The following is a 15893-nucleotide window of genomic DNA, read 5'->3' on the forward strand; positions in this document are numbered from 1 at the left end:
GGTTGCGGCACGCGCGGGATCAATGCTCGTGCCCGCGCTCCTCGAGGATGCACGCATGGCAGGCCATGCCGAACTCGACCTGCACGGTTGCATGATGCATCGAATAGTCGCGGCGCAAGGTGCCGACGACGCCCTGCACGAAGGCATCGCCGGGATGGCCCTGCGGCATCACGAGATGCACGGTCAGCGCGTTCTCGGTCGTGGAGAGCGCCCACACGTGGAGATCGTGCACGTCGCTCACGCCCGGCAATTGCACCAGATAAGTCCGGATGCGCGTCACGTCGACGCCCGGCGGGACGGCGGCCATGGCGAGCCGCATTGCGTCGCGTCCGAGGCCCCAGGTGCCGTAGACGATCACCGCGACCACGACCAGGCTCATCAGCGGGTCGAGCCAGCTCCAGCCGGTGAACAGGATGACGAGGCCGCTCACCGCGACGGCGGCGGAAATGGCGGCATCGGCGGCCATGTGCATGAAGGCGCCGCGCACGTTGAGGTCGTCCTTGCTGCCGCGCATGAAGAGCCACGCCGAGAAGCCGTTGACGACCATGCCGAGCGTTGCGACGACGAACACGTCGAGGCCCGCGACGGGCGCCGGATGGATGAGCCGCTGGATGGCTTCCAGCACGATCGCGCCGCACGCGAACAACAGCAGCGCCGCGTTGGCGAGCGACGCGAGGATCGACGAGCTGCCGAGTCCGAAGGTATAGCGCGCGCTCGGCTGGCGCGTGCCGAGCCAGACGGCGGCCCATGCGAGCAGCAGGCCGAGGACATCGGAGAGATTGTGGCCGGCGTCGGCGAGCAGCGCGGTGGAGTGAGCGAGGAAGCCGTAGATCGCCTGCACGACGACGATCAGCACGTTCAGCCCCACCGCCAGCGCGAAACTGCGGCCCTGCCCCGCCTGCGGCGCGTGGTGGTGATGATGACCGCCCGGGCCATGGGCATGTGAATGACCGTGGCCTTCGTGCTTGTGGTCGTGCTCGTGGTCGTGCTTGTGGTCGTGTTCGTCGTGTCGATGCGTGTCCATCGGAATGCTCTTCGTTGGTTGATTCAATCGAGGTCGGCGGCTTCCGGCTGCGGCTCGGCGACGTGTTCCAGCAATTCGCCGAGCATCGCGCTGATGTGGCGGTCGGCGGCCACGTAGAAAACCTGCTTGCCCTGGCGCTCGGCCCGCACGATGCGCGCCGCGCGCAACAGCCGCAAATGGTGGCTCACCAGCGATGCCGACAGCCCCAGTCCCTGCGCGATCGCCCCCACCGCCCGTTTCTGCTCGACACACGCCAGCACGATGCGCAAACGCGTGGGATCGCCCAGCAGGCGAAACAGGTCGGCCAAAGGCACGACACGTTCGTCTGAAGTGATTTCGCCGGGAGCAACGAACGGTGCGGACATGGCAAGCTCGAACAAACATGTGAACAGGTATTCATATGTTAAGCGCCATTATCGCCGATGGTCAACCGTGCTTTTGGAAAACCGGGGCCGCCGGTGTGGGAAAATACGAGGTTTGTATTTCCGGCCTGTGTCTCTTTTCCGTCATGGACACCGTTTTCGCCCGCGGTTTCGCGGCCCATCGTGACGGCCGCCTGACCGACGCGGAGCGCGACTATCAAGCCGCGCTCGCCGCCGAACCCCATCACGTCGACGCGCTCCATTACCTCGGCGTGCTGCGCCATCAGCAAGGCCAGCACGCGGAGGCGGCCGAGCTCGTGCGCCGCGCCGTGGACCTGCGCCCGACCGACGCGGGCCTGCAACTGAACCTCGGCAACGCGCTGAAGGCGCTCGGCCGGCTCGACGACGCCATCGAGCGCTTCCGCAATGCGCTGACGCTCGCGCCCGGTTTTCCGCTGGCGCAATACAACCTCGGCAACGCCTACACGGCGGCGGGCCGTCATGAAGACGCCGCCGATGCCTTCGAGAAAGCGCTGCGCCTGCGTCCCGACGACGCCGCCGCCTGGAACAACTTCGGCAATGCGCTCTCCGCGTTGCGGCGCTTCAAGGACGCGGCGCAGGCCTTCCGGCGCGCGCTCGTCCTGCGTCCGCGCCACGCGGGGGCGCACAACAATCTCGGCATGGCGCTGAATGCGCTCGGCGATACGCCCGGCGCCATCGAACACTTCCGCGCGGCGCTCGATGTCGAACCGAACTACGTCGCCGCACACTTCAATCTCGGCAATCTGCTCGATGCGAACGGCCATCCCGCCGACGCGCTGCCCGTCCTGCGTCACGCCGTCGGCTTGCAGCCGCGCTTCGCGCCCGGACATTTCGGCTTGGGTCATGCGCTCGCCCGCCTCGGGCGTCATGAGGAAGCCGTGCCGCACTTCGAGCGCGCGGTCGGGCTCGATCCGAAATACGGCGTCGCGTGGCTGTCGCTCGGCAATGCACATCTGGCGCGCGGCGCGCATCAGGCGGCGTTGCGTGCCTTCGATCAGGCGTTGCGGCTCGACGCCGGCATGCCCGCCGCGCAACTGAACCGCGCGCTCGCCCTGCTGGCGACGGGCGACTATGCGCGCGGCCTGCCGGCCTACGAGGCGCGTCTGGACACGGCCGGCAGCGAGCCCGCGCCGGCGCTGCCGCGCTGGCAGGGCGAACCGATACCGGCGCGCACGCTGCTGGTTCGCGCCGAACAGGGTTTCGGCGACACGTTGCAGTTCGTGCGCTTCGTGCCGTTCGCGGCGCAGCGTGCCGGAAAGCTCGTGCTGGAGGTGCAGCCCGCGCTCGCGCCGCTGCTCGCGCCCGCGGCCAAGGCCGCGCGCGTCGAGTTGCGAAGCCGCACCGACGACGCGCCCTCGCGCGCGGACGCCTTCTGTCCGCTGCTGAGCCTGCCGCATGCGCTCGGCGTCACGTCGCTGGACGCGGTGCCGGCGCGCACGCCCTACCTCGTCGTACCGGCGGACTACCGGCGCAAGTGGCGCGGCTCGCTCGGCGGGCAGCACAAGCGCAAGATCGGCATTGCGTGGTCGGGACGGATGCAGCCGGGCGAAACGCGCTCGGCGCCCGTCGAGGCGCTCGCGCCGCTGCTCGCGCTTGCGGATGTCGACTGGATCGTGTTGCAGCCGTTCCTCACCCCGCATGAGCGCGCCGTGCTGCGCGCGCATCCGAATGCGAAGGCCATTCACGACTTCGAAGGACGCCTGGAGAATTTCGCGGACACGGGCGCGATCGTCGACCGGCTGGACGCGGTGGTGTCTGTGGATACGTCGGTGGCCCACCTCGCGGGCGCGCTCGGCAAGCCTCTGTGGGTGATGCTGGCGCATGCCGCCGACTGGCGCTGGGGCATCGATTCCGACCGCTGTGCGTGGTATCCCGCCGCGCGGCTGGTGCGCCAGCAAGCGCCGGGCGCATGGCGCGAGGTGATCGAACATGTGGCGACGGCGCTGCGAGACTGACCACGCACCGGAAGATCACGGATGGAAGAGATTCTCGACGAAGTCTGGACCCTGCTCGACTCCGGCGCGAACGCCGGCGCACAGCGCTCGCCCTTCACGATGCTCCAGGCCGCGACGCACGGGCTGGACGGCGCGCCCGCCGTGCGCACCGTGATGCTGCGGCGCACGTGTCGCGCGCGGCGTTCGCTCATGTTTCACACCGACTTGCGTTCGACGAAAGTCGCCGAGTTGCGACGCGATGCACGCATTGCGATCATCGGCTGCGATATGGACGCCGGCAAGCAATTGCGGCTGACGGGCACGGCGCGCATCGTCGAGGATCCGCGCGACACACGACCTGTATGGGAAGCGAGCCGGCCGCGCACGCTGATTGTCTATCGCACGCCGGTTGCGCCCGGCACGCCGGTATCGACGCCCGCCGAGGCGCATCCGGACCCCGCGGCGACGGATGGCTTCGAGCATTTCTGCCTGATCGAGATCGCCGTTTCAGGGATCGACTATCTTCATCTGGCGCCGGAAGGACACGTCCGGGCGCGCTTCCTCTTCGATGCAGGAAACTGGCGCGGCCAGTGGCTCGCGCCCTGACTGCGCTCAGGCGGTCTTGTACTGGTTGCGCGCTTCCGGCGAGCGATACAGCACGCACGTTGCGATCAGCCCGCACACGGCGGCGAGGCCCATCCACAGACCCGGCGCGGCCTTGTTGCCGGTGACGTGGATCAGATACGTGGAGATGGCCGGCGTGAAGCCGCCGATGGTCGTCGCAAGGCTGTAGGCCATCGAGAAGCCGGTGGTGCGCACCTCGACCGGCATGACTTCGGTGAGCGCGACGACCATCGCGCCGTTGTAGCTGCCGTACAGGAACGAGAGCCACAGTTCGCACAGCAGCAGGCGCATGAAGGACGGATCCGCCACCAGCCATTGCACCACCGGATACGACGTGAGAATGGTGAGGATCGTGAACACCAGCAGCACCGGCCGGCGTCCCACGCGATCCGACAGCGCGCCCATCACCGGCAGCCACACCAGGTTCGAAATGCCGACGCACACGGTGACGACGAGCGCATCGATCGACGAGAGCTTGAGCACTTCCTTGCCGAAGGTCGGCGTGTAGGCAGTGATCATGTAGAACGACACGGTGGTCATGATGACCATGCCCATGCCGGCCAGCACGATGCCCCAGTTCTGCGCGATCGAACGGGCAATCTGGCCCATGCTCGGACGATGCTTGCGCGCGAGGAACTCTTCGGTTTCACGCAGCGAACGGCGAATGATGAACAGGAACGGCACGATCAGGCAGCCGATCAGGAACGGCACGCGCCAGCCCCATGCGGTCATCTGGTCGGCGGGCAGCAGCCGGTTCATGATCACGCCGATGAGCGCGGCGAACACCACCGCGACTTGCTGGCTACCGGACTGCCAGGAGCAATAGAAGCCCTTGTTGCCCTTGGTGGCGATCTCGGACAGGTACACCGACACCCCGCCCAGCTCCACGCCGGCCGAGAAGCCTTGCAGCAGACGCCCGCCGAGCACGATGATCGGCGCCAGCGCGCCGATGGTGGCATAGCCCGGCACCAGCGCGACGCAGGCGGTGCCGACCGCCATCAGCCCGAGTGTCAGGATCAGGCCTTTGCGGCGGCCATGATGATCGATGTACGCGCCGAGCACGATGGCGCCTACGGGACGCATCAGGAAGCCCGCGCCGAACACGGAGAGCGCGAGCATCAGCGAGGCGAACTCGTTGCCGCTCGGAAAATAGGTCTTGGCGATCGCCGAGGCGTAATAGCCGTAGACCATGAAGTCGTACATCTCAAGGAAGTTTCCGCTGACGACGCGAAACACCGACTTGAACTTTGATTCGTTGGCTGGAGCGACGTGGGCTGTGGACATGAACGTTCTCGACAATCGTGAGATGAGCGCGACGGGCCTCGCGGTGCGCGGTTCAGCGACCTGCGCAGGATCCGTGCATGGACGGATGGCGGCGCGCCGTGCTGACCGGGAGGAACAGGCTTCGTTGTTATGGTTGCGGCGACCTCAATCTTAACGCCTGTGCCTTGACGGCTGCATAGAACAGCGCCTAATTTCGTTCAAATTACATTAAAAATAGCTTACATATGCCTAACGCAAAACCGACAACGGAACATCCACGACCGCAGCTCGTCCTGCGCGACGCCACGCCCGAGGACCGCGACCTGATCATCTCGATGCACGTGCGCAGCTGGATGGCAGCCTATCGCGGCATCCTGCCGGACGCATACCTCGATCGCGACATCCACGCGGAACGCGCCGCGCACTGGGCAACGCACCTGCCGGAGCTGATGCAAGGCGCGGGCCGCGTGGTCATCGCCCAGCATGACGGAGAGGCAGTTGGCTTCACCTGTCTGATCGAACCTGACGAGCACGGCAGCATGCTCGTCGACAACCTGCACGCGCTGCCGGGACACAAGGGACTCGGCACAGGCACCGCGATGCTTGCGGAAGCGATCCGCTGGGCGCGCGAGCGCGGCGCGCGGCAACTGCACCTGTCCGTGCTGGAGCAGAATGCCGCGGCCATCGGCTTCTATGAATCGCGCGGCTGGCGACGCGAGGCGCGCGAAGCCGATCACCTGGCGGGCATCGACCTGTTCTGCTTGCGCTACGTCTTCCCGCTCGACTGAGCCCGGCGCCGCTGCACGCTGAAACGCACGCGGTTTTCCGCTCGCGCCAGTGAAATTAGGAATGTTCTGGTCGCGGGAAGGAAAACCGTTTCGTATGATTGCCGGTCGAAAATTCGGCTTGTCCGCCCGCGCGACGAGGCCGTTTTCCGCGCCATCAGGGTCGATGCATTCCGCTGCTGCCCGCGTGCGGCGCATGTCTGTGGAATCTCGATGAGCGAACCGTTGATCGTTGTGGAAGGCGAACTGCGTCTGCCGACGGTGCGCCCGCTGCCGGACCCCGCGCTGGACTTCGGCGTCGCATGGACGCTCGCGCGCGCGCGTCCGGTTCAGTCGCCGTTCGAGATCGCGCTGTATGCGGCACGGTTCAAGACCGCTTATCTGCCGGCCTTCCGTTTGTCCGATTCCACTTCGCGTTATCGCGCGGTCAGCCTGTGGAGCGTGTTCGCACACGGCGAATTGCCCCGCGCCATCCTCGACCTGCTCGACAGCCATCGCGCCCGCACGCGCGCGGAAGAAGCGCCGGTGGATCCGCTGCGTCTGAGCGCGCCGATCCACGCGGGACTCGGCGCGGCGCGCCGGGGCATGTCGCGCATTGCGCAGATCCTGACCGGCGTGGCGATCTCCGTCGGCGCGCTGCTGTTGCTGTGGCTGCTGTTCGGCAACGAGCCAGCCGCGCCGAACGTGCAGCCAGCGGCACCTTTCACGGAAGCCGCGCGGTCCGGGCCGACGGAGAAACCGCCCATTCCTTCCGCTCATGCACCGCCGGCGGCAGTCGTGGCAGCCGTAGCCGCCCCTGCTCGCTCGATTGAGCCGGAAGCTCCCGCCGAGGTCTCCGCGCGCCTGCCGCAAGACCCGGCGGCAGCGGTTCCCCGCCGCACCGCCGTCGCGCGGGAAGCGGATCGAACGCGTGCCATCACGGTGAGTCGTTCGCGGCATGAGCGCACGGAAGCGCAGCGCAAGACAGCGCGGGTGAAGTCCGCCCGAACCGGCGCGATGAATGTGCACTCGCTTTATGCCTTGCTGCAGCACTCGCCGACGCTCGACAGCAACGCGCCCGCACCTGACGCCCCTGATGCACGTGATGCCGGCGACGGAGGCGCAGCGGCCGACTGACCGCGATGAACGACACAGGATGCACGTCAGGAAGCAGCGAACCCGTCCGATCAACCTTTTCGGCCCGAACGCCAACATGAAGCAATCCAGACCCGTCCGTCACACGACGCTCGCGCTCGCGCTGTCCCTCTGCCTCTGCGGGACGCTCGCGCCGTTCGCGATTGCGTCCGCTGCTTCGAGCCAGCCCAGAACCGCACCCGCTGCTCCGCGCCCGGGGTCGGAGACCCGCACCGCGGACGACACCGCCGACGACGCTTCCGCCCCGGCAGGCGACCCGCGTGCGCCGCGTGCCGAAGGCAACATCGCGGAATTGCAGAGCCTGGTGCAGGCGGGAAACCTCACCGAGTTGCGCGCCACCCGCAACGGCAGCTACGGCGCGAAGCTGTTCTTCCTCGCGCAAGAGATGCTGTACTACGTGGCGTTGTCGCAGGACGACCGCTGGTGGCGCGTGGTGAAGACGCAGGACGCCGGGCGCGCCGATTCGGTCTACGCAGACTTCGCGCGCAAGAGCTTCACGCTCGCGGAAGGCGAAATCCGCCGCATCCAGCTGACGGCGCAGAAGGCATTGCTCGACCGCGTGATCGCCAAATCGGCGGATCGCGCGAACCGGCTTTCCGCCGATCTCGTCCTCGCGCAACAGCAGGACTCTCAGGTGTCGCAGCGTCAGCAGCAGTTGCAGGTCGAAGCCGCAAGCTTGCAGAGCGACAAGCTCGAAGCCGAACGCAAGCTGCGCGCATTGCAGCTGCAGGTGGACCAGTTGCAGCGCGCGACCGAGGCCGGGCTGGGCACATCGAATACGGCGGCCGCGAAGCGTTGGTCGGATAAAGCAGCGGACTGAGCGTCCGCTTCAGCGCCTGAAAAAGCACAAGGCCCGCTCGATTGCAGCGGGCCTTGTGCTGTGGGTGCTGGCGAGATGAAACCGTCGCGCCGGCTCAGAAGCGCGTTTCTCGCGCCACGCGCAGGAAGGTATCGAGCAGCGGGGTGCAATCGAGCAGTTCCGCACCGCCCGCGCGATGGAACTCCGGATGCCACTGCACGCCCACGACAAACGGCGCCTTGCGATAGCGCACCGCTTCGATGATGCCGTCCGACGCCGACACCGCCTCGATATTCAGATCACGGCCGAGCGTCCGCACTGCCTGATGGTGGATCGAATTGACGAGGGCGTCGCGCTGGTTCGGGAACATGTTGGCGAGCGTCGAGCCATCCGGGAAGCGGATGGCGTGCCGATGCTGGTCATACTGCTCGTTGACGTGCACGCCGGCCGTCGGGACCTCGGTGGCGATGTCGCCGTAGAGCGTGCCGCCGAACGCCACGTTGATCAGCTGGCAACCCCGGCACACGCCCAGCACCGGCTTGCCCGACTCGACGAACTCATGCAGCAGTTCGAGCTCGTACATGTCGCGCACGCGGTCGCCGGGCCATTCGGGACGCGTCGTGACTTCCTCGTAGGATTGCGGCGAGACATCGGCGCCGCCTTGCAGCAGCAGGCCGTCGAGATGCTTCGCGTAGTCGCGCAGACGGATATTGCTCGTATGCAGCATGCCCTGGTTGCCGACGGTCGGAATCATGAAGACCAGCACGTCGCGCGACATCACCCAATGGGCGATGGACTCCTCCAGATATTGCAGCGTCTTGCCGCGCAGCCCCTTGGCGCCGGGCTCCGGGTGAAAGATCCGAGCCGAGACGCCAATCCGCAGGGTGCGCTGCGTGACCCGCTGCCCTGCCCGGTCGAAAATCTGGCGCGCGCGCGCCGCGATGATGCGGCCAAACACCGACCACGCCGAATCCGACTGCTTCAGGTACGCAGGCTGCGGCTGCGTGGCAGCCGCGTCGGGCACAGGGGGAACATTGAGCTTGCTGAAATCCGGCGCCTCGGCGATGCCGGAGGGAAAACCGGCGGTAGCCGGCGGCGCGGTGCGGCCAGTGGGCGAATCCGATGCCGCGGACTGAGCGTTGGTGGTGCGTGTGACTTCGGCTTCCGCTTCTGCTTCAGTGGCCGCCTCGAGGTTCTGCGCGAGGCTCGACCTGGCATCCGCCGGCGCAGGCTTCACGTGAACCGAGGCTGCTTGCGCGTCGTCGCGGCGGGCCTGCTGGATATCGACGGGTTCGACGTTCGCCGCGCTGGAAGGCGCATCCGTCGACGCGCGTTCAGTGGCGCTGGCGGCCGGCCCGGGCGCCGCAGCGGCCGCCGCGGCTTCCGGCGGCGCCGTGGGATTCGCACCGCGCGAGGCGTCGTGCTGCGAGCCGCCCGCTGTAGAAGAACCCGCGCCGCTCGTGCGCCCGTCTGGAGTGTTGCTGCCTTTGGAGGTGTTGTTATCGCTCATTCCGATGTCGGACGCCCGCGCGCCTTGAAAGAATGGACAAGCCCCAATTATCCGCCAGTGAACCATCTGCGGCAAACCGGCACACAATTGGTCACATTGGCTCACATTCTCCCGCGCGCCGGTAATACTCCGCCGGGCGATCCAACATCAGTGTTCGCGCGGTTCCTCGAAGGTTTCGCGCAAGGCGATCTGCATCGTCGCGTGAATCTTCACGCACCAGCGCCACAGCACCGTCAGCAGGAGCGCCGCGCACAGCAGCACGGCGATCATCAGCCCGAACGGCGGCAGGATCGCGCCCGACAACGCGGCCACCAGCAGGAACACCCCGAACATCGCGACGATCGGAATCAGCCCCGAGATCGCCGAGCGGATCGCGCGCGTAAAGCGCCCCGCCTTGGCCGGCTGCACGCTCACTTCGGCCAGCAGCAGCGCCAGCGATTCGAGCTTGCGATACACCGCCACCAGGAACGGCATCGCCACCACCAGCGCGGCGCTCCACAGCACGACGCGCTGCGCATTGTCGGAGTCGAGCCAGCGCGCGAGCTGCGCGAACGCGAACGGCGCCGCATACGACGCGCTGATGAAAATCGCCGCGACGAGCGCAAGATTGACCGCGATCTGCAACACGATGCGCTTGGTCATCGAGAACAGCGTCGGGCCGCCGGAGCCGGTCGTGAGGCTCGCGAGCCACTGCGAGTACAGCCCGAACGTGTTCGACAACGGTGCGGGCATCGCGCGGGCGACGCGCATCGTCAACGGATCGGCGGCGCGGATCAGATACGGCGTGAATAGCGTGGTGAGCGCGGACACGGCCACCGCGATCGGATACAGGAAGCCGCTCGTGACCTTGAGCGACAACCCGAGCGACGCGATGATGAACGAGAACTCGCCGATCTGCGCGACGCTCATGCCGACGCGCATCGACGTGCGCCCGTCCTTGCCCGCGAGAAAGGTGCCCAGGCCGCACGAGACGATCTTGCCGAACACCACCGCGACCGTGATGACCGCGATGGGCCATGCGTAGTCGACCAGCACGGTCGGGTTCAGCAGCAGGCCGATGGTGACGAAGAAGATGGCCGAGAACATGTCGCGCACCGGCGCAATCAGATGCTCGATGCGCGCGAGATGCTTCGACTCCGCCATGATCGCGCCGATCAGGAAGGCGCCGAGCGCGATCGAATAATCCAGCTTCACGACCAGCAAGCAGAAGCCGAAACAGAAGCCGAGCACGGTGACGAGCAGCATCTCGTCGCTCTTCGCGCGCGCCACGTAATTGAGCGCGCGCGGCACCGTCAGGATGCCAACCACCAGCGACACCGTCATGAACAGCAGCAGCTTGCCGAGCGTCACGAACGCGATGCCGGCGCTCACCGAACCGGTCTGCGCGATGCCCGACAGCAGTACGAGCATGGCAATGGCGAGAATATCCTCGACGATCAGAATGCCGAACACGAGCTGCGCGAAGCCTTCGCGTTTCATGTTCAGCTCGGACAGCGCCTTCACGATGATGGTGGTCGACGAGATGGCGAGCATCGCGCCGAGGAACAGCGAGTCCATCGCGTTCCAGCCGAACCAGCGGCCGATCTCGTAGCCGATCCAGATCATCAGCACGATTTCCGAGAGCGCCGCGACGAACGCCGTTGCACCAACCTTGAACAGCTTGCGCAGACTGAATTCGAGCCCGAGCGAGAACATCAGGAAGACCACGCCGAGCTCGCCGAGCGTCTGGATGGTGGCTTCGTCGTGAATGAGATTGAACGGCGGCGTGTACGGCCCGATGATCACGCCCGCCACGATGTAACCGAGCACGACCGGCTGCCGCATGCGGTGGAACAGCACCGTCACGACGCCCGCGATGGCCATGATCACCGCGAGATCCTGAATGAACCCGATCGCATGATGCATTCAGCGAATCCTTTCAAATATGTAATCGATCACCGATGTTACCGCACGGACGGTGAAATCCTGCGGTCGGGCAATAAATTGAGGCGAACAGCGAAGGGCGGCGCGCGTTCCGCGAACCTGCGCAGAACGGCTGAAGAAGGGCTCGCGCGAACGGCAAGCCCTGAAACCGGAAGAACCGCGGCGCTCAGACTGCCGCTTCGTTTTCCTCGCCGGTGCGGATACGGATCACGCGCTCGACTTCGGCGACAAAGATCTTGCCGTCGCCGATCTTGCCGGTGCGCGCGGCGCCGATGATCGCGTCGATGACCTGGTCGGTCTGGTCGTTGGCGACGACCACTTCGATCTTCACCTTCGGCAGGAAGTCCACCACGTACTCTGCACCGCGATAGAGCTCCGTGTGTCCCTTCTGACGGCCGAAGCCCTTCACTTCCGTGACCGTGAGGCCGGTGAGGCCCACTTCGGCGAGCGCTTCACGCACTTCGTCGAGCTTGAACGGTTTGATGATGGCGGTGATGCGTTTCATGGCGTGCCTCGCATGGAGTTCGGTTCAATGGATTCGAAAGAGGTCGTGTCCCGCGCGGGACAGATGATTTCGATTCTAGCTGCGTTTCATCGCGCAAGCGGTCCGGTAAACCGCGAGGTCCTCAAAAACGCGTCCCCCGTTATTCGGTGACAGGCACGCGCACCAGGTCCTTGAGCCAGACGGTGGCCTGCGAATCGCTGGGCGCGCGCCAGTCGCCGCGCGGCGAAAGCGAGCCGCCCGAACCGACCTTCGGCGCATTCGGCACGCATGACCGCTTGAACTGGCTGGTGCGGAAGAAGCGGTCCAGAAAGATCTTCAGGTTCTTGCGGATGTCGCCGATGCCGTACTGATTGCGCACCACCGCGGGGCCTTCCGGCCAGGTGCCCGCATCGCGGTCGCGCCATGCATGCAGCGCGAGGAACGCCACCTTCGTCGGCGCGAAGCCAAAACGCAGCGTGTAGTACAGGTTGAAGTCCTGCAACTCGTATGGGCCGATGACGCTCTCCGTCTTCTGCTCCACCACGCCGCTCGTCTTGCCGGGGATCAGCTCGGGACTGATATCGGTGGCGAGGACGTTCTCGAGCACGTCGCTGCCGGTGCTGCCGATCTGTCCCGACTCCGCCACCCAGCGCACCAGATGCGTGATCAGCGTCTTCGGCACGCTGGCGTTGACGTTGTAATGCGACATGTGATCGCCGACGCCATAGGTGCACCATCCGAGTGCCAGCTCGCTCAGATCGCCGGTGCCGATGACGATCGCCTGGTTGAAGTTGGCGAGCCGGAACAGATGACTCGTGCGCTCGCCGGCCTGCACGTTTTCATAGGTGATGTCGTACTGCTCGGCGCCGGTGCTGTGCGGATGGCCGATGTCGGACAGCATCTGCACGCAGCTCGGCCGGATGTCGATTTCATGCGCCGTGCAGCCGATCACCTCCATCAGTTCGCGTGCCTGGCTCAAGGTGCGTTCGCTGGTGGCGAAGCCCGGCATCGTGTACGCGAGGATGTTCGCGCGCGGCAGGCCGAGCCGGTCCATCGCCTTCGCGCACACCAGCAGTGCATGGGTCGAATCGAGTCCGCCCGAAATGCCGATCACGACCTTCGACATTCCCGACGACTGCAAGCGTTGCAGCAACGCCTGCACCTGGATGTTGTAGACCTCGTTGCAGCGTTCGTCGCGGCGCGCGGCATCGGACGGAACGTAGGGGAAACGCTCGACATGACGTTCGAGCGGCAGCTTGCTGTCGGCGGGAATGGCGAGCGGAAACTCGATCACGTCGAAACGCGCGACTTCGTCCGCATGCCGCTGCGTCGAGCGGCCGAAGGTGGTCTGGCGCATGCGTTCGCGCGAGAGCCGTTCGAGATCGACATCGGCGAAGATCAGATGCGAGTCGCGCGAGAAGCGCTCCGACTCGGCCAGCAACGCGCCGTTTTCGTAGATGAGGCCCTGGCCGTCCCAAGCGAGATCGGTGGACGACTCGCCGTCGCCCGCCGACGTGTACAGATACGCCGCGACGCAGCGCGCCGACTGCTGGCTGACGAGCTGATGCCGGTACGCCGACTTGCCCACCACGATATTCGACGCCGACAGGTTCACGAGCACGGTCGCGCCCGCGAGCGCCGCGAAGCACGACGGCGGCACCGGCACCCAGACGTCCTCGCAGATTTCCACATGGAAGCGAAACAGCGGAAGGCCCCTGATCTGGAACAGCAGCGACGCGCCGAACGGCACGTCCTGGCCGCACAGCCGGAGCGTGGTGGTGGTCGCGGCATCGGCGGGACTGAACTGGCGCGCCTCGTAGAACTCGCCGTAGTTCGGCAGATAGCTCTTCGGTACGACGCCGCGAATGAAGCCATCGGCGATGACGATCGCGCAGTTGAACAGCTTGTGCTCGACGCGCAGCGGCGCGCCGACGATCATCGCGAGATTGAGGCCCTTCGAGGCGTCGAGCAGCGTCTGCAATGCGTCTTCGCAGGCATCGAGCAACGCGCGCTGATGAAACAGGTCGTCGCAGGTATAGGCGGAGAGGCCCAGTTCCGGAAACGCGACCAGCACCGCGCCGCGCGCCGCCGCCTGTCTCGCGAGTTCGAGCGTCTGCGCAGCGTTGAATTCCGGATCCGCGACTTTGCAGGCCGGCACGCCCACCGCGACGCGCGCGAAGTCGTGGCTATACAGGTTGAAGAAGTTTCTGTTCATGGTCGATCTGAACGGGTGGGATGCCGGACGCCGGACGCACTATGCCCGGCCGATTATCGCATCAGGTCTTCTTTCGGAACGGCGTATGCGCCTCCAGCTCCTCGATGTGCTGGGTCATCGCCTCGGTTTCGGCATCGAGAAACTCGGAGATCGCATGGGCGAAACGCTGGTCCGCGATCCAGTGCGCGGACCACGTGGGCGTCGGCAGCAGTCCGCGCGACATCTTGTGCACGCCCTGCGCGCCGCCTTCGAAACGCGCCAGCCGATGCTCGATGCAATACGCGATGCCTTGCATGTAGCAGGTCTCGAAATGCAGTCCCGAGATGAACTCGCGCGTGCCCCAGTAGCGGCCGTACATGGTGTCGCCGCCGATCATGTTGAGCGCGCACGCGAGCCGCTGGCCGTCCGCTTCGGCGATCACGAGCAACATGCTGTCGGGCGCGTCGGCATGGATGCGGCCGAAGAACTCGCGCGTCAGATACGGCGCGTTCCAGTGCTCGCGATAGGTGTTGTCGTAGCAGTCGTAGAAGAAGTCGAGCGCGCCCTGATCGATCTGCGCGCCACGGAGCCAGGTGTACGTGACGCCCGCTTCCGTCACGCGCCGACGGTCCTGTTTGACCTTCTTGCGCTTGTCGTGGCTCATCGTCGCGAGGAATGCGTCGAAGTTCGCATAGCCTTCGCCGGGCGCGTTCTCCCAGTGGAACTGCACGCCCTCGCGCAGCATGTAGCCTGCGTCGGTCAGCGCTTCGACGTCCTGCGCCTCCGGAAACAGCACGTGCAGCGACGACAGTTCGAGCTGGCGCGTCAGTTCGATCGCACCGCGCGCCAGCATCACGCGTTCGTCGTGATGCGCGGCGATCAGGCGCGGCCCCGTCACCGGCGAGAACGGCACCGCCGACAGCGCCTTCGGGTAATAGCGCAGGCCGTGGCGCTCGAAGGCGTCGGCCCAGGCGTGATCGAACACATATTCGCCGCGCGAGTGCGACTTGAGATACAGCGGCATGACGCCCGCGAGCGTGTCGCCGCGCTTCAGCAACAGATGATGCGCGCGCCAGCCGGTGCGCTTGACCGCGCAGCCCGTGTCCTGCAACGCGGCAATGAACGCGTGGCGCACGAACGGATTGTCGCCGGCGAGCCGGTTCCAGTCGTCGGCGGGGATGTCTTCGAGCGTATCGACCACATGAATTTCGACTTCGCGATTCAACAGGCTACCTCGCTGGAATATCGATGAACGCGCGCTACGCGGCCGCGCGCGTCCGAAAGCGGCTATTCTCGCGCAACTCGCCACGCCTCGCCGAAGCCGGTTTGAGCGTTGCAGCGCCCCGCCCCGATGCTTTCAGCCATAATGCGCGGCACACACCCTCCCGCCCGGCGAACGCAATGCCCTGGTTCCTGTATCTGATCGAATGCGCTGACGGCAGTCTCTACACCGGCATCGCCACCGACGTCGAAGCGCGCTTCGCCGCGCACCTGAGCGGCAAGGGCGCGCGCTATACGCGGGCGCGGAAGCCGCTGCGCGTGATGGCGTCGTTCGAGCTGACGGGCCGTTCGGAAGCGTCGCGCGCGGAATACTTCGTCAAGCGGTTGACGCCGCGGCAGAAGCGCGAATTGATCGAAGGCGGGCGCACGCTGGCATCGGTGGTGCCGTGCGCCGAGGCGGCCGTCGATCTCGAAGACGGCGCCTGAAATGCAGACGGGGGGGGGCGGGGGGGGGGCGGGCGGGGGGGGGGGCGGGGAAAAGCCCCGCAAACTGCCCGCGTTTGCACATGGGGGCCCGCGTTACATGTTTGGGGG

The 15893-nt window shown here is 66.2% G+C and carries 14 protein-coding genes; 6 read left to right on the plus strand and 8 right to left on the minus strand.

Annotation, left to right across the window (positions count from 1 at the left end):
• Positions 1-19 precede the first annotated feature (19 nt).
• Positions 20-1024 carry a cation diffusion facilitator family transporter gene (locus QCE83_RS10290; RefSeq protein ID WP_309809356.1) on the minus strand — a complete coding sequence of 335 codons (1005 nt, stop codon included), beginning with the start codon at positions 1022-1024 and terminating at the stop codon, positions 20-22.
• Between the two features lie 23 nt (positions 1025-1047).
• The gene (locus QCE83_RS10295; RefSeq protein WP_309809358.1) at positions 1048-1389 is read right to left on the minus strand and encodes a metalloregulator ArsR/SmtB family transcription factor; all 342 of its coding nucleotides are present in this window, start codon (positions 1387-1389) and stop codon (positions 1048-1050) included.
• 143 nt (positions 1390-1532) lie between these two features.
• Between QCE83_RS10295 and QCE83_RS10300 the strand changes: the two genes are divergently transcribed.
• Both QCE83_RS10300 and QCE83_RS10305 read left to right on the plus strand, forming a co-directional pair.
• Positions 1533-3383, plus strand: coding sequence for a tetratricopeptide repeat protein (locus tag QCE83_RS10300; protein ID WP_309809359.1), 1851 nt, complete (start codon positions 1533-1535; stop codon positions 3381-3383).
• A gap of 21 nt (positions 3384-3404) precedes the next feature.
• Entirely contained in the window at positions 3405-3968 is a 564-nt protein-coding gene (locus QCE83_RS10305; protein WP_309809361.1) for a pyridoxamine 5'-phosphate oxidase family protein, read from the plus strand.
• Positions 3969-3974: 6 nt separating this feature from the next.
• On the opposite strand, the gene QCE83_RS10310 is transcribed toward QCE83_RS10305, so the two are convergent.
• A complete protein-coding gene (locus tag QCE83_RS10310) occupies positions 3975-5270 on the minus strand; it encodes an MFS transporter (protein WP_309809363.1) in 1296 nt (431 codons plus the stop codon).
• A 224-nt stretch (positions 5271-5494) separates the two neighbouring features.
• On the opposite strand from QCE83_RS10310, the gene QCE83_RS10315 reads away from it, so the two are divergent.
• The 3 genes from QCE83_RS10315 (at position 5495) to QCE83_RS10325 (ending at position 7988) form a co-directional block, all read left to right on the plus strand.
• Positions 5495-6037 carry a GNAT family N-acetyltransferase gene (locus QCE83_RS10315; protein ID WP_309809365.1) on the plus strand — a complete coding sequence of 181 codons (543 nt, stop codon included), beginning with the start codon at positions 5495-5497 and terminating at the stop codon, positions 6035-6037.
• Between the two features lie 210 nt (positions 6038-6247).
• Entirely contained in the window at positions 6248-7150 is a 903-nt protein-coding gene (locus tag QCE83_RS10320) for a hypothetical protein (RefSeq protein ID WP_309809366.1), read from the plus strand.
• Between the two features lie 76 nt (positions 7151-7226).
• On the plus strand, positions 7227-7988 hold the full coding sequence (locus tag QCE83_RS10325; protein WP_309809368.1) for a DUF2968 domain-containing protein: 762 nt from the start codon (positions 7227-7229) through the stop codon (positions 7986-7988).
• Positions 7989-8082: 94 nt separating this feature from the next.
• On the opposite strand, the gene QCE83_RS10330 is transcribed toward QCE83_RS10325, so the two are convergent.
• The 5 genes from QCE83_RS10330 to QCE83_RS10350 all read right to left on the minus strand — a co-directional run bounded on the left by QCE83_RS10330 (position 8083) and on the right by QCE83_RS10350 (position 15303).
• A complete protein-coding gene (locus QCE83_RS10330) occupies positions 8083-9477 on the minus strand; it encodes a gamma-glutamyl-gamma-aminobutyrate hydrolase family protein (RefSeq protein WP_309809370.1) in 1395 nt (464 codons plus the stop codon).
• Positions 9478-9624: 147 nt separating this feature from the next.
• On the minus strand, positions 9625-11382 hold the full coding sequence (locus tag QCE83_RS10335; RefSeq protein ID WP_309809372.1) for a cation:proton antiporter: 1758 nt from the start codon (positions 11380-11382) through the stop codon (positions 9625-9627).
• 184 nt (positions 11383-11566) lie between these two features.
• Positions 11567-11905: a P-II family nitrogen regulator gene (gene glnK / locus QCE83_RS10340; protein WP_086969848.1), complete on the minus strand. Its 339-nt coding sequence runs from the start codon at positions 11903-11905 to the stop codon at positions 11567-11569.
• Between the two features lie 139 nt (positions 11906-12044).
• A complete protein-coding gene (locus tag QCE83_RS10345; RefSeq protein WP_309809376.1) occupies positions 12045-14099 on the minus strand; it encodes an NAD(+) synthase in 2055 nt (684 codons plus the stop codon).
• A 61-nt stretch (positions 14100-14160) separates the two neighbouring features.
• Positions 14161-15303, minus strand: coding sequence for a GNAT family N-acetyltransferase (locus QCE83_RS10350; RefSeq protein ID WP_309809378.1), 1143 nt, complete (start codon positions 15301-15303; stop codon positions 14161-14163).
• Positions 15304-15479: 176 nt separating this feature from the next.
• Between QCE83_RS10350 and QCE83_RS10355 the strand changes: the two genes are divergently transcribed.
• Complete coding sequence (locus QCE83_RS10355; RefSeq protein WP_309809380.1) at positions 15480-15785, plus strand: GIY-YIG nuclease family protein; 306 nt, start codon at positions 15480-15482, stop codon at positions 15783-15785.
• The last annotated feature ends 108 nt before the right edge of the window (positions 15786-15893 follow it).

Origin of the sequence: Caballeronia sp. LZ034LL (assembly GCF_031451215.1) — a bacterium.
Lineage (GTDB): Bacteria > Pseudomonadota > Gammaproteobacteria > Burkholderiales > Burkholderiaceae > Caballeronia.

Coding starts and splice junctions, on each gene's coding strand:
- QCE83_RS10290 (WP_309809356.1), bottom strand. CDS start 1,024: ATGGACACGCATCGACACGACGAACACGACCACAAGCACGACCACGAG.
- QCE83_RS10295 (WP_309809358.1), bottom strand. CDS start 1,389: ATGTCCGCACCGTTCGTTGCTCCCGGCGAAATCACTTCAGACGAACGT.
- QCE83_RS10300 (WP_309809359.1), top strand. CDS start 1,533: ATGGACACCGTTTTCGCCCGCGGTTTCGCGGCCCATCGTGACGGCCGC.
- QCE83_RS10305 (WP_309809361.1), top strand. CDS start 3,405: ATGGAAGAGATTCTCGACGAAGTCTGGACCCTGCTCGACTCCGGCGCG.
- QCE83_RS10310 (WP_309809363.1), bottom strand. CDS start 5,270: ATGTCCACAGCCCACGTCGCTCCAGCCAACGAATCAAAGTTCAAGTCG.
- QCE83_RS10315 (WP_309809365.1), top strand. CDS start 5,495: ATGCCTAACGCAAAACCGACAACGGAACATCCACGACCGCAGCTCGTC.
- QCE83_RS10320 (WP_309809366.1), top strand. CDS start 6,248: ATGAGCGAACCGTTGATCGTTGTGGAAGGCGAACTGCGTCTGCCGACG.
- QCE83_RS10325 (WP_309809368.1), top strand. CDS start 7,227: ATGAAGCAATCCAGACCCGTCCGTCACACGACGCTCGCGCTCGCGCTG.
- QCE83_RS10330 (WP_309809370.1), bottom strand. CDS start 9,477: ATGAGCGATAACAACACCTCCAAAGGCAGCAACACTCCAGACGGGCGC.
- QCE83_RS10335 (WP_309809372.1), bottom strand. CDS start 11,382: ATGCATCATGCGATCGGGTTCATTCAGGATCTCGCGGTGATCATGGCC.
- glnK (WP_086969848.1), bottom strand. CDS start 11,905: ATGAAACGCATCACCGCCATCATCAAACCGTTCAAGCTCGACGAAGTG.
- QCE83_RS10345 (WP_309809376.1), bottom strand. CDS start 14,099: ATGAACAGAAACTTCTTCAACCTGTATAGCCACGACTTCGCGCGCGTC.
- QCE83_RS10355 (WP_309809380.1), top strand. CDS start 15,480: ATGCCCTGGTTCCTGTATCTGATCGAATGCGCTGACGGCAGTCTCTAC.